This is a genomic window from Mycobacterium gastri (assembly GCF_002102175.1).
In the GTDB taxonomy this organism is placed as follows: Bacteria; Actinomycetota; Actinomycetes; order Mycobacteriales; family Mycobacteriaceae; genus Mycobacterium; species Mycobacterium gastri.
The window spans coordinates 76,524-88,293 of the sequence record NZ_LQOX01000068.1; the positions used below are offsets into that span (position 1 = coordinate 76,524).

General features: G+C 64.9%; 13 protein-coding genes and 1 pseudogene. 6 read left to right on the forward strand and 8 right to left on the reverse strand.

Going from position 1 to position 11,770, the window contains the following annotated elements; genetic code table 11:
- Positions 1–37: 37 nt before the first annotated feature.
- Positions 38–454 carry a transglycosylase family protein gene (locus AWC07_RS06295; protein WP_036418826.1) on the reverse strand — a complete coding sequence of 139 codons (417 nt, stop codon included), beginning with the start codon at positions 452–454 and terminating at the stop codon, positions 38–40.
- A gap of 602 nt (positions 455–1,056) precedes the next feature.
- Here AWC07_RS06295 and AWC07_RS06300 point away from each other — a divergent pair.
- Positions 1,057–1,641 carry a hypothetical protein gene (locus tag AWC07_RS06300; RefSeq protein WP_208622367.1) on the forward strand — a complete coding sequence of 195 codons (585 nt, stop codon included), beginning with the start codon at positions 1,057–1,059 and terminating at the stop codon, positions 1,639–1,641.
- A gap of 84 nt (positions 1,642–1,725) precedes the next feature.
- Here AWC07_RS06300 and ag85B read toward each other — a convergent pair whose 3' ends face one another.
- The gene (gene ag85B, locus AWC07_RS06305) at positions 1,726–2,703 is read right to left on the reverse strand and encodes a diacylglycerol acyltransferase/mycolyltransferase Ag85B (RefSeq protein ID WP_036418777.1); all 978 of its coding nucleotides are present in this window, start codon (positions 2,701–2,703) and stop codon (positions 1,726–1,728) included.
- Positions 2,704–3,355: 652 nt separating this feature from the next.
- Here ag85B and AWC07_RS06310 point away from each other — a divergent pair.
- Positions 3,356–4,486: a DUF7159 family protein gene (locus AWC07_RS06310; RefSeq protein ID WP_036418776.1), complete on the forward strand. Its 1,131-nt coding sequence runs from the start codon at positions 3,356–3,358 to the stop codon at positions 4,484–4,486.
- Positions 4,487–4,506: 20 nt separating this feature from the next.
- On the opposite strand, the gene AWC07_RS06315 is transcribed toward AWC07_RS06310, so the two are convergent.
- Genes AWC07_RS06315 through AWC07_RS06325 form a run of 3 tightly spaced genes read right to left on the reverse strand, consistent with a single transcriptional unit; the run spans position 4,507 to position 7,423 of the window.
- Positions 4,507–5,058 carry a YceI family protein gene (locus AWC07_RS06315; RefSeq protein WP_036418775.1) on the reverse strand — a complete coding sequence of 184 codons (552 nt, stop codon included), beginning with the start codon at positions 5,056–5,058 and terminating at the stop codon, positions 4,507–4,509.
- 29 nt (positions 5,059–5,087) lie between these two features.
- Complete coding sequence (locus tag AWC07_RS06320) at positions 5,088–6,101, reverse strand: alcohol dehydrogenase catalytic domain-containing protein (RefSeq protein WP_036418774.1); 1,014 nt, start codon at positions 6,099–6,101, stop codon at positions 5,088–5,090.
- A 23-nt stretch (positions 6,102–6,124) separates the two neighbouring features.
- Positions 6,125–7,423 carry a cytochrome P450 gene (locus AWC07_RS06325; RefSeq protein ID WP_036418773.1) on the reverse strand — a complete coding sequence of 433 codons (1,299 nt, stop codon included), beginning with the start codon at positions 7,421–7,423 and terminating at the stop codon, positions 6,125–6,127.
- A gap of 415 nt (positions 7,424–7,838) precedes the next feature.
- Here AWC07_RS06325 and AWC07_RS06330 point away from each other — a divergent pair, with 415 nt between their 5' ends.
- From AWC07_RS06330 to AWC07_RS06340, 3 genes are all read left to right on the forward strand, one after another.
- Positions 7,839–8,246 carry a hypothetical protein gene (locus tag AWC07_RS06330; protein ID WP_036411966.1) on the forward strand — a complete coding sequence of 136 codons (408 nt, stop codon included), beginning with the start codon at positions 7,839–7,841 and terminating at the stop codon, positions 8,244–8,246.
- A 17-nt stretch (positions 8,247–8,263) separates the two neighbouring features.
- On the forward strand, positions 8,264–8,557 hold the full coding sequence (locus AWC07_RS06335; protein WP_036411955.1) for a hypothetical protein: 294 nt from the start codon (positions 8,264–8,266) through the stop codon (positions 8,555–8,557).
- A gap of 71 nt (positions 8,558–8,628) precedes the next feature.
- Positions 8,629–8,847: an Rv1893 family protein gene (locus tag AWC07_RS06340; protein ID WP_023364230.1), complete on the forward strand. Its 219-nt coding sequence runs from the start codon at positions 8,629–8,631 to the stop codon at positions 8,845–8,847.
- Between the two features lie 17 nt (positions 8,848–8,864).
- Here AWC07_RS06340 and AWC07_RS06345 read toward each other — a convergent pair whose 3' ends face one another.
- Together AWC07_RS06345 and AWC07_RS06350 are read right to left on the reverse strand one after the other, a co-directional pair.
- On the reverse strand, positions 8,865–9,995 hold the full coding sequence (locus AWC07_RS06345; RefSeq protein ID WP_036411956.1) for a nitronate monooxygenase: 1,131 nt from the start codon (positions 9,993–9,995) through the stop codon (positions 8,865–8,867).
- A 100-nt stretch (positions 9,996–10,095) separates the two neighbouring features.
- Entirely contained in the window at positions 10,096–10,560 is a 465-nt protein-coding gene (locus AWC07_RS06350; RefSeq protein WP_036411967.1) for a hypothetical protein, read from the reverse strand.
- 127 nt (positions 10,561–10,687) lie between these two features.
- On the opposite strand from AWC07_RS06350, the gene AWC07_RS06355 reads away from it, so the two are divergent.
- Positions 10,688–11,425, forward strand: coding sequence for a glucose 1-dehydrogenase (locus AWC07_RS06355; protein ID WP_036411958.1), 738 nt, complete (start codon positions 10,688–10,690; stop codon positions 11,423–11,425).
- 7 nt (positions 11,426–11,432) lie between these two features.
- Here AWC07_RS06355 and AWC07_RS06360 read toward each other — a convergent pair.
- Positions 11,433–11,770: pseudogene (locus tag AWC07_RS06360) on the reverse strand (B12-binding domain-containing radical SAM protein); the annotation flags it as partial.

The window sequence follows — 11,770 nt, forward strand, 5'->3', positions numbered from 1 at the left end:
CACGTCCCTGTAACGCTGGGAACGGAAACACCGATATTCACTGACGCGGTGTGAATATCGAGATGATCTGAGTCACCGTCTGCTGCAGCTGCCGCACCGGCTTGGGCAACGCCACGGGCACGGGCGGCAGACCGCCGGCGCTGGCGCACTTCGGCCACGCGGCGGGTCCCTGGCCGGCCAGGACACGGTTGGCCACGGTGATTTGTTCCTGCTTAGAGGCGGTAGCGGGGTTCCCGACGCCGCCGTACTCGTCCCACGTGGCTTGCTTGAACTGAAGTCCACCGTAGGCACCGTTGCCGGTGTTGGCGGTCCAGTTGCCACCCGACTCGCACTGCGCGACAGCGTCCCAGTTCATGACTTCGGCGTGGGCGATGCCGGTGGATAGTGACATCGAAGCCGCGACGAAGGCTGCGGCCGTGGCGGACTTGATGAGGGGCTTTGCGAAGCGTGTCATGTCCGGCATTTCGGCGGCCGTGGTCAAAGCGTTACCGCCTAGAAAAACTTATGAAATTGGTTAGCCGCCGCATTGTGATTTGCGCAAACGACATCCGGCCGAGCGAATCAAACCACTGCCCGCGACTGGGCCGACGGGTCACGCTGTACCCTGGATCACCCGTTGACAACGGCTTGTCCAAGCGGGGAGGCCGCGTTGACTCGCCGGGTGCGCTGTCGGTTCGGCGGACGTATGCCGACGAGTCCAGCAAACTTCACGAGGCCATAATCTGAGACAAAATCTTAGTGTTGGACGCTTCGGGCGTCGGCCCTGACGCCCGACGGCTGGCGGGCCGGCCGATGGGGTGGCCGGGGCTGCGGCCGCGACCCGGACTGCCGCGTCGCCGCCCCTGGATGAATGTTGCTGAGAACCGCCGTTGACTCAGGTATCGTTCGCGGAAGACCCCCAGGCTCTCGGTCCGGAAGTTCTTGCGTCGCGGCATGTGACAGTCAACGATGGCCCGGCGCGACGGCCGCGCAAGCCGCAGCCGTCGCGCCGGTCAGTTGTCCGTCGGGGATCGGCGGCCTGATCGCCGTTATCTCCGGAGGTGACCAGGTCGGCTGATGGTTCGACACGCCGGTACTAGCGGAGATTGGTTGCGGGCGAGAGGGGTTCGGACCGTTCTCGCCGCCGCGCTGGTGATGTGCTTGCTGTTCGGTGGAGCTGTTCTGCTGGTGGCGAATCGCCATCGTGGTTCGTCCGCCAACTCTGTCGATCACCCCCTCAGCGACGCCGCAACCGCGGCCCAGGTCGTCGACAAGGCAAAACAGATCGTCAGCGTCGCCGGACTTCAGACGACCACAGCCGGGTACCTCTTGATGTCCTGCAAGAACCGGGACGATCCGCCGTATCAAGGGGCGGTCTACCTGACCTTCGCGCTACCCGCCGAGGCCCGCGCCGACGCGTACTTTCGCGACATCTCGGCGGCGCTGGTCGGCCACGGCTGGACCGAGGGGCTGTCGCCCAACGGCCAAGTGTTCGGCAGGACCCTGTCCAAGGACGCCGTTACGGCGGTCATCTACCGTCACGGTGACGACACCGGCGCCGGGGTCCTGCGTCTGTACGGTCAGTGCCGCAACGTCAATGACCACCGCCGCGACACCACCGCATGGGTCGATATCACCAGCCAGGTCGGTGCGGGCAGGTAGACCGGCTCATCGAAGGCGCCGCACACGCTACTGGGCTTGACGGCGTCTCGCCGTCAAGCCCAGTAGCTGCAAACGTTGTGCCGATCAGCGGGCGCCGAGGCTGGCCTGCAGGTCACCCTTCATGGCGTTGAGCTGCGCGCCCCAGTACTCCCAGCTGTGCGTTCCGTTGGCGTCCAAATTGAACACGGCGTTGTGGCCGCCCGCGGCGTTGTAGGCGTCCTGGAATTTCAGGTTGCTGCTGCGGACAAAGTTCTCCAGGAACTCGGCGGGAACATTGGCACCGCCCAACTCGGATGGGGTGCCATTACCGCAGTAGATCCACAGGCGGGTGTTGTTGGCGACCAGTTCCGGGATATGCAGCGACGGGTCGTTACGCTGCCAGGCCGGGTCACTCGAGGGTCCCCACATGTCCGAGGCCTTGTAACCACCGGCGTCACCCATCGCCAGGCCGATCAGGGATGGCCCCATGCCCTGGGAGGGGTCCATCAGGGCCGACAGCGAACCGGCGTAGACGAACTGCTGCGGGTGGTAGACGGCCAGGATCAGGGCAGACGAGCCGGCCATCGAGATACCGACCGCGGCACTTCCGGTGGGCTTGACACTCCGGTTCGCGGACAGCCACTGCGGCAGCTCGCTGGTGACGAAGGTCTCCCACTTGTAGGTCGTGCAGCCGGCCTTGCCGCAGGCCGGGCTGTACCAGTCACTGTAGAAACTGGACTGTCCACCGACCGGCATGATGACCGACAGGCCCGATTGGTAATACCACTCGAAGGCGGGGGTGTTGATGTCCCAGCCGTTGTAGTCGTCTTGAGCGCGGAGACCGTCGAGCAGGTACACCGCCGGCGAGTTGTCCCCGCCGCTTTGGAATTGAACTTTGATACTGCGACCCATCGCAGCCGACGGCACCTGGAGGTACTCCACCGGCAGGCCGGGCCGGGAGAACGCTCCCGCGGTCGCCGCTCCGCCGGCGAGTCCGACCAGGCCAGGAAGGGCCGCCGCAGCAGCCGCGCCGATCACAAGGCGTCGGCCCCACGCCCGAATCTTCCCGCTCACGTCTGTCATACCCTGCCCCTTGTCCGTATGTGCTCGCGTGCTCCCGGCAGAACTTACCGTGTGAGTAGGGCAAATGTCGATCGGGACGCGAAGTCATTCCATTTCGATATCAGTTACCCCCGCCGACACAGCAACTGTGCTATGCGAGTCGGCGACGGACTCACCGCTTGCCCCATTGCCCCGTTGCGGCCCGGATAATCCGGAGCGCAAACGAGTGCTATGCACCCGGAGCAGGGTAGAAGGCGGCAGGCGGGGAGCGGTACAAAGAATAGTGAACCGATACAGCACGTCGGACCTCGACACGCCGGACGCAACTCGAGCAACGTTTCGCGCGTTACCCCGGGCTCGTGCCCAGACGACCGGGAAGCCCGGTGCCGGCGCCCCCGGCGCAAGTCTCCGACGGCGGCCGGCCATCCGGTCGCCATGTCCGTTTCATGTGAGTCACCTGACGGTTTACCCACCGGAGAAGCCGAACTTGCGTCGACCGCGTAGTCTCTGTCAGGCAAGCCGATGGAGACAACGATCTTCCGGGCTATCCCGGTCCGTTCCGGCGCTCACGCATCAGCACACCAGGCCCGTCGGTGTATGCGGGTGCGACGGCGTTGGATCGAGGCGCCTGAAGAACCGGGGAACGATTCGGGAACGATTGAGGTGCGAAATTTTGGAGACGGTACTTGGGCTGTCAGTGACACCGACCGCCGTGGGTTGGGTCCTGGCTGAAGGGCACGGCGCAGAGGGCCACATCTTGCATCATCACGAGATGCAGCTGCGCGGTGGCCGAGGAGTGGGCGTCGTCCATGCCGCGGAACAGGCGGCGGCGGAAGTCATCCGTGCGGGAGAATTGGCCGCGGCGGCCGGCCACCGGTTACGTGTCGTCGGAGTGACCTGGAACGACGAAGCTTCCGCGCTAGCCGCGCTACTGGTCGAGGCCTTGACCGACGCCGGATTCGACAACGTCGTACCGGTTCGGCTGCTCGATGCCGTCGAGACACTGGCAGAGGCGGTCGCACCGGTCATCGGATACGAACAGACCGCGGTGTGCATCCTCGAACGCGAATGGGCAACCGTCGTCATGGTTGACACCCACGACGAAAAGACCCAAACAGCAATCAAACATGTCCGTGGTGGTTATGACGGACTGACCTCGTGGCTGACCGGCATGTTCGACCGCAGTGCGTGGCGTCCGGCCGCCGTGGTGGTGGTGGGTTCCGACCTTGACATCAGCGACTTTTCCTGGCAACTCGAAACCGCTCTGCCGGTACCGGTTTTCGCGCAGACCATGGCGCAGGTGACTATCGCGCGGGGCACGGCGCAGGCGGCCGCCCGAACCACCGAGTTCACCGACGAGCGATTGGTGGCAGACACCGGCGAACCCACCATCGTATCCAAGCGGTCACGCCAATACGCCGGAGCGGCAACCACTTTGGCGGCGGCCGCGGTTACCTTCGTGGCTTCGGTGTCCCTGGCGGTTGGCCTGCAACTGACTCCGGACAGGCACTCCGAAACGGCGCAGCGCTCCGTCCCCACATCGACACCGGAAATCGCCGAGGCAGTTGCGACGGCAGCTCCGGTGCCCGCGAGTGCCCAGCTGCCCGCTCCTCTTCCGGGCCGCGCAACAGAGCGGGAGCCCATCCAACTCACCTCTGGTGAAGAGCTCACCGACGCCATCCCCGAGCAGCCGAACGACGTTGCGCCACAACCGGGTCCAAACGGTGGATCACCACTGTTGACCCGGGTGCTCAAGCACATTCCCGGCACTTACGGCGACCCGGGCATGGAGCCGCCAGAGTAGTCGACCCGCCGTACCGACGGTCAACCGTCCTTGGTCCGAACCGCGGTAAAGGACACGGTCACCTCGTCGGCGACCTGCAGCGAGCCCATCAACAGCGAATAAGGCTTGACCCCGTAGTCGGACTGGCGAACCGTCGACTCGGCAGACATCGCCCAGGAGTCACCAAGATCCTCGGTGCGCAGGTCGATCACGTGTTGACGCGACTTGCCCCGGATCTGCAGCTGCCCGGTGAGGCGGTAACCGTCCTCGGTCTTGTCGATCTCCGCTGCGGTGAAGCGAATATCCGGAAAGCGTCCGGCGTTGAGCGACTTCAGCGCATTCGACCGGACCAGGGCCTTCTCCGGCCCGGACAGGCTCTTGACACCACCCTCGCCGTGCAGCACCTCCAGCGAATCCACTTCCACGGCAAGCTCTGCGGTGGCGGGTTCATCAGCCACCCAGCTCACCGTGGCCTGCCAGCGAGTCATAGCGATGGTGAGCCGATGGCCCATTCGGGCGACTCGGCCCGCGACACCGGTACGAACGATCAACTCACCGCCGGACGGGTCCAGCGTCCACACCGTGTCGCTCACGGCACGACTCTATTAGCTCGGCGCCGACTTCACATGGTAAGGACGGTGCGGTAGCGTGTGCGCCCCTGCTCCATCGCCGCGTAACCGTCCGCCGCGTGCGAAAAGGGTGTCTCCTCGACCCATGCCCGCACGCCGGAAAGCACCGCGAAATGCATGGTGTCCTCCACGTCCTTCGCGGTACCGGAGGGGTGTCCGGAAATGCTGAGGCCCGGATTGATCAGCTGTCTCGGACTGATCGGGAGCGGATCGGTCGTCACACCGACCACGACCAGTTCACCGCGAGGAAGTAGGCCGGGCACCGTCGCGGCCATGGCAGCTGAGTTCCCCGCCGTGGCCAGCACGACCGCAACACCGCCGAGCTTGCGCAGCGCTTCGGCGACGTCGCCGCCGGTGGAGTCGACGTAGTGGTGGGCGCCCAGCTGGCGCGCATCCTCTGCTTTGGCGGTCCCTCTGGCGATCGCAACGGTCTCGAAGCCCATCGCCCGGGAGAACTGCACCCCGAGGTGACCCAGACCGCCGATACCCAGGATCGCCACCCGGTCACCTGGCAGCGCCTTGGTGTGGCGCAGTGCGTTATAGGTGGTGACACCGGCGCAGCACATGGGAGCTGCTTCCACGTCAGAGAGTTCGGAGGGAATCCGGGCCAGCGCGTTGGCGGGCACCGTCACCGATTCCGCGTAGCCACCGGGGTACTGCCAGCCGGGCACCTTCATGTTCGCGCAGTGAATAAAGGTGCCGTTGCGGCAGGGGCCGCACCGGTTGCAACACCCGCCGAACCAGCCGACGGCGACTCGGTCGCCGATCTCGAAATCATCGACACCTGCGCCGAGTTCGACCACCCTGCCGGCGATTTCATGCCCCGGCGTCAACGGCCAGGGCGTGTTCGGAAAGCCGCCGTTGACGAACGCCCGGTCGGTGCCGCATACCCCACACGCGGAAACCGCGATGCGTACCTCGTCATGGGCAGGCGGCGCGGTGTCGACGTCGACGAGCTCCAAAGCCGCACCCGCCGACGCTATCCGGACCGCCTTATGTATGGGCATGCGCTTACCCTATCGGCTCAAGTTCAATGTGCGACAGGGCATTTCGCTGACGCGGTGCTGTGATAGTCGACCTGCCAGTGCTTGATTCCGTTCAGCCAGCCCGACCGCAGCCGTTCGGGTTTGCCCGTCGACTCCAAGCCGGGCATGGCGTCGGCGATCGCGTTGAACATCAAGTCGATGGTCATCCGCGCCAAGTTGGCACCGATGCAGTAGTGTGCGCCGGTGCCGCCAAATCCCACGTGCGGATTGGGATTACGCAGAATGTTGAAGGTGAACGGGTCGTCGAACACCTCTTCGTCGAAATTGGCTGAGCGGTAGAACATCACCACACGTTGGCCCTTCTTGATCCGCACCCCCGAGAGTTCGTAGTCCCGCAACGCCGTCCGCTGGAACGAGGTGACCGGGGTGGCCCACCGGACGATCTCGTCGGCCGTCGTGACGGGGCGCTCCCGCTTGTACAACTCCCACTGGTCGGGAAAGTCCGTGAACGCCATCATGCCCTGGGTGATCGAGTTACGGGTGGTCTCGTTGCCGGCAACGGCCAGCAGAATGACGAAGAACCCGAACTCGTCTTCGGAGAGCTTGTGGCCGTCGATGTCGGCCTCCACCAGCTTGGTGACGATGTCCGGCCCCGGGTTCTTGGCCCGGTCGGCCGCCATTTGCATGGCATACATGATCAGTTCGACCGAGGCGGTGATGGCGTCATTGCTGGCGAACTCGGGATCCTGGTCGCCCACCATCTGGTTGGACCAGTGGAAGAGCTTCATCCGGTCTTCCTGGGGCACACCGAGCAACCCGGCGATGGCCTGCAACGGCAGTTCGCAGGACACCTGCTCAACGAAGTCGCCGGAACCCTGCGTGGCCGCGGCCTCGACGATGCGCCGGGCTCGCTCGTTGAGGTCGTCGCGCAGCCGCTCGACGGCCCCCGGCGTGAAGCCGCGGGAGATGATCTTGCGCAACCGGGTGTGCTGTGGGTCGTCCATGTTGAGCAGGACGAACTTGCCTCGCTCGATCTGCTCGGCGACCGTGCCGTCTTTGTAGCGTGGCAGCGCAGTCTTTTGCAGGCTGGAGAAGACGTCACTGCGCCGCGAGATTTCTTTGACGTCTTTGTGTTTGGTCACCACCCAATAGCCGCCGTCATCGAAGCCCCCGCAGCCGATCGGCTGCTCGTTCCACCAGATCGGCGCGCATCGACGCATCTCGGCTAGTTCTGCCACCGGCAGGCGCTCGGCATAGATATCAGGGTCGGTGAAGTCAAACCCGGGAGGCAGGTTGGGTACCGGCTTGGCTGTTGACTTGGCTGTTGACTTGGCTGTTGACAAAGCCCACTCCTCAATATGAATTCTGCTAGTGGTCTCTACTGCCCATAATCCATTGCTCCACCTGAGATGGGAAGCATCGATGCAAGGTGGCGAATGTCGAACTGCAACGTGTTCAGCCGGCCTTGGCCTGCAGCCGCGGATGTGTCCGGACGAGCTGCCGCGTCGTTCCCGGTGGTTGTGGTCCCGTCCGGTCGGGCACGCGTTCGGCGGGCGGGGGAGCGGCCTCGCCTGGGGCGACGGATGCCGACCGACTGTCGCCGCCATTGTGGCGGATTGTCCGGCGATCAGCGGGTAGTGGGAAATGCCCTGGTCATCTGGCTGCGTCGACAACATCAGCGTGGTAGCGGCAGCTGTTGTGGGCTGCGCCACAGTCGTTATGCTGTGGTGGAACTAGGCGGCGCATGAAGGGGTGGAGATGATTCGGGAACTGCTGACCACCGCTGCGCTCACCGGGGCTGCGATCGGCCTGGTGCCGGTCGCCGGCGCCGATAACGGCCGCTACCCGGGTGATGTGCCGGGCATGAACTATGACGCCTCATTAGGAGCGCCCTGTGACAACTACGAGCGCTTCATCTTCGGTCGCGGCACCAGCGGCCAGGCCGAAGCCTGTCATTTCCCGCCACCGAACCAGTTCCCGGCAGCCACCACCGGTTACTGGGTGATCTCCTACCCGCTGTACGGAGTGCAGCAGGCGGGCGCCCCCTGCCCGGGTCCGCAGGCGGCGGCCCAGACGCCGGACGGCCTGCCGATGTTGTGTCTGGGAGCGCAGGGTTGGCAAGCCGGGTGGTTCACCGGTGCCGGGTTCTTCCCTCCCGAAGGATGATCGGTTGACCTAGTGCGATGACGACCGACCGCAAGTCAGCTGAGTCCCCGATTCCACGATGGTTGCGGCTGGTCTTGGCGTCGGATCGGGCGGGCTCGGCGTGGTATGTCGGGACCGGTTTCTTCTTTGCGCCGGCGCTGGCGTTGTTGTCGCCGTGGCCGGCGGTCACCACGGTGCTGTGGTGGATCATCGGACTGGCGGGGTTATGGCTGGGGCTGCTCGGCATCGCGATGGCCGTCGGACTCGCACGCGTTTTGCGGTCCGGCGACGAAATTCCGGAGCAGTACTGGCGCACGCTGGTCGACTACTGACCCAGAACTCACGCCCCCTTGTGGGGTCTACAGTCATATCAAGCATCCCGTCAACAAATTAGGAGCCTGCGATGGCCATCAACCCCAAAGACGCAGTCGACGCAGCCAAGGATATCGCGACCAACGCCGTCGAGAAGGCGTCGGACATCGTCGAAAACGCCGGCGACATCATCCGCGGCGACATCGCCGGGGGTGCCAGCGGCATCGTCCAGAGCTCGATCGATATCGCCACTCACGCTGTCGACAGGGTTAAAGAGGTATTCACCGGTAAGGACGACGACCTGGATTAGCCCGACGCTTGGGCGTCTCAGACGGTCGCGGCGGCGTTGAGCTCGTCGAGTCGGTTGGTTGCCTCGAGGTACTCCTGCACCCACCGCTGGATGACGGTAGCGGTTTTCTCGACCTTGGTGAACTGACCGACGACCTGCCCGATGGGATTGAACGCGACGTCGACGCTCTCGTTCGGGTACTTGTTGGTGGCTCGCACCGCCATGCCGGACACCATGTACTGCAACGGCATGCCCAGCGGCTTCGGGCTGTCCGGCTGCTCCCAGGCCTCGGTCCAGTCGTTGCGGAGCATCCGAGCCGGCTTGCCGGTGAATGACCGGCTGCGCACGGTGTCACGGCTGCTGGCCTTGGCGTAGGTGGCTTGCTGAACCGGGGTATTGGCGGCTTCCTCGACCATCAGCCACTGCGAGCCGGTCCAGGCTCCTTGCGCGCCCAGTGCCAATGCCGCCGCGATCTGCTGGCCGCTGCCGATGCCGCCGGCGGCCAAGACGGGTACCGGGGCCACCTCCTTGACCACCTGCGGCCACAGCACGATGGAGCCGACCTCACCGCAATGCCCACCGGCCTCCCCGCCCTGGGCGATGATGATGTCGACGCCGGCGTCGGCATGCTTTCGGGCCTGCGACGGCGAGCCGCACAACGCGGCAACCTTGCGTCCGGCGTCGTGAATGTGGTTGATCATGTCCGGTGGTGGGGTGCCGAGCGCGTTGGCGATCATTGCCACCCTCGGGTGCTTCAGCGCCACTTCGACCTGCGGGGTGGCCGTCGCCTCGGTCCAGCCGAGCAGCTGCAAGCTTTCCTTGTCGCCGTCCTCTACCGGCACACCGTGATCGGCGAGGATCTTGCGGGCGAAGTCCAGATGCTCCTGCGGCACCATCTTGCGCAGCGTCTCGGCCAGCTCCTCGGCGGACAGGTGCGAATCCATGCCTTCGTATTTGTTCGGAATCACGATGTCGACGCCGTACGGGTGATCGCCGATGTGCTCGTCGATCCAGTCCAACTCGATCTCCAACTGCTCGGGTGTGAAGCCGACGGCGCCGAGCACGCCGAACCCGCCGGCTTTGCTGACGGCAACGACGACATCACGGCAGTGGGTGAATGCGAAGATCGGGAACTCGATACCGAGTTGGTCACATATGGCGGTATGCATGCCTGCTCCTGGGACGCGCGCCGAATTGAAACGTGTTCTAGTTTAGTACGAACGCCGGCGGCGCGGCCAGCAAGGTGGCGCACGTCGCGACTAGGGCCCTTCAGCGGGCAAGGCTGTACGTCAGCCACAGGAGCAGGAAGGCCAGTATGCCACCGGTGCAGACGAGGTGGTCCCGGCAGATGGCTCGCGCGAGGCGGGTCTGTTCGGCAGGGCTATCGACCCGCTTTCCAAGTCGAACCGCGCAGGGAACCGTGTGTACTGCGGCCAGCCCGACGGGGATACCGACGAGAACGGCCGACGCCGCCAACAACCAACCGGGCCCGGGACCGTGCACGGCCGCGAACGCCAGGGCGCCCACCAAGATCGCCATGACCAGCGCGACCAGCCGGCTCATCGGGCGCGACGTGGTGGTCGCCCGGTGGTAGTAGCCCGCAATCGACGCCAGTACCGGCTCGGGCAGTTCGTCGCTGGTGCGTCGGTAGCGCAGGACCTGGACGTCGAAAATCAGGTCCATCCACAAGACGGCGAGCAAGAACCCGCCGCAGGCCGTGAGTAACGGGGCCACAACGCTCATGCACCTCCGGTTGAGAACCAGCGCCGGCCATTACGTCGATCATTGTTTCGCGTGACCGGCCGCGACGCAGCCGAACAGCTTCTAGTGCCGCAACGCGCCGGGAGTAACCTGGCCCGTCATGGGCCGGGTGGACAACAAGGTTGCGCTGATCAGCGGCGGTGCTCGCGGGATGGGAGCCTCCCATGCCCGGTTGCTCGTCGCCGAAGGCGCCAGGGTGGTGATCGGTGACATTCTCGACGACGACGGCCGGGCCCTGGCCGGCGAGTTGGGCCCGGCGGCGCGCTACGTGCATCTGGACGTGACCCAGCCGGGGCACTGGACGGCGGCCGTCGAAACGGCGGTGGGGGAGTTCGAGAAGCTCGACGTCCTTGTCAACAACGCCGGGATCATCAACTATGGTCCGCTCAAGACTTTCGACCTGACCAAGTGGCAACAGATCCTCGACGTCAATGTCACCGGCACCCTGTTGGGTATCCAGGCTGTTGTCGACCCGATGATCGCTGCCGGCGGCGGCTCGATCGTCAACGTCTCATCCATCGAGGGCCTGCGCGGTGCGGCGTGGGTACACGGGTATGTGACGTCGAAGTGGGCGGTTCGCGGCCTGACGAAGTCCGCGGCATTGGAGTTGGCGCCCAACAACATTCGGGTCAACTCCATTCACCCGGGACTGATCCGCACCCCGATGACCGCCAAACTGCCCCAGGATGTGCTGAATATTCCGCTCGGACGCCCCGGAGAACCCGAGGACGTGTCGACCTTCGTACTGTTCCTGGCCAGCGACGAGTCGTCATATGCCACCGCCGCCGAATTCGTCGTGGACGGCGGCGTGATCGCCGACGTTTCACACAAGCAGTAGCGGGCCGTCACCCGGCGCTGAGGGCGGTGGCATCGTCCCATTCGTCGAGGCGGGCCAGGAAGAAGGCTTCGGCCTCGTCGTAGCTGATGTTCTCGTCGGGGGAGATGCGGGCGACCAGGTCGGCGTAGACCCGGGCGGCTTCGGGGTCGACGAAGTCCCATTGCCCCAGCGGCCATTCCGCACTCAGATAGCCTGCCGCCGAATATGCCTGGTACAACGGCGTTCCCGGATATGGTGTGATCTTGCTGAGGAACTTGAAGGGATGCCGGTATTTGGTTGCCCGGAGTAGGCGGGCGGTTTCACGTAGCTCGTCGGGTCGCACCGTGGGGTGAAACATGATGGTCC

Bases quoted from the DNA above. Each gene is read 5' to 3' on its own strand.
- AWC07_RS06295 (WP_036418826.1), bottom strand. From the start codon at position 454: ATGACACGCTTCGCAAAGCCCCTCATCAAGTCCGCCACGGCCGCAGCC.
- AWC07_RS06300 (WP_208622367.1), top strand. From the start codon at position 1,057: ATGGTTCGACACGCCGGTACTAGCGGAGATTGGTTGCGGGCGAGAGGG.
- ag85B (WP_036418777.1), bottom strand. From the start codon at position 2,703: ATGACAGACGTGAGCGGGAAGATTCGGGCGTGGGGCCGACGCCTTGTG.
- AWC07_RS06320 (WP_036418774.1), bottom strand. From the start codon at position 6,101: ATGCCCATACATAAGGCGGTCCGGATAGCGTCGGCGGGTGCGGCTTTG.
- AWC07_RS06330 (WP_036411966.1), top strand. From the start codon at position 7,839: ATGATTCGGGAACTGCTGACCACCGCTGCGCTCACCGGGGCTGCGATC.
- AWC07_RS06335 (WP_036411955.1), top strand. From the start codon at position 8,264: ATGACGACCGACCGCAAGTCAGCTGAGTCCCCGATTCCACGATGGTTG.
- AWC07_RS06340 (WP_023364230.1), top strand. From the start codon at position 8,629: ATGGCCATCAACCCCAAAGACGCAGTCGACGCAGCCAAGGATATCGCG.
- AWC07_RS06345 (WP_036411956.1), bottom strand. From the start codon at position 9,995: ATGCATACCGCCATATGTGACCAACTCGGTATCGAGTTCCCGATCTTC.
- AWC07_RS06355 (WP_036411958.1), top strand. From the start codon at position 10,688: ATGGGCCGGGTGGACAACAAGGTTGCGCTGATCAGCGGCGGTGCTCGC.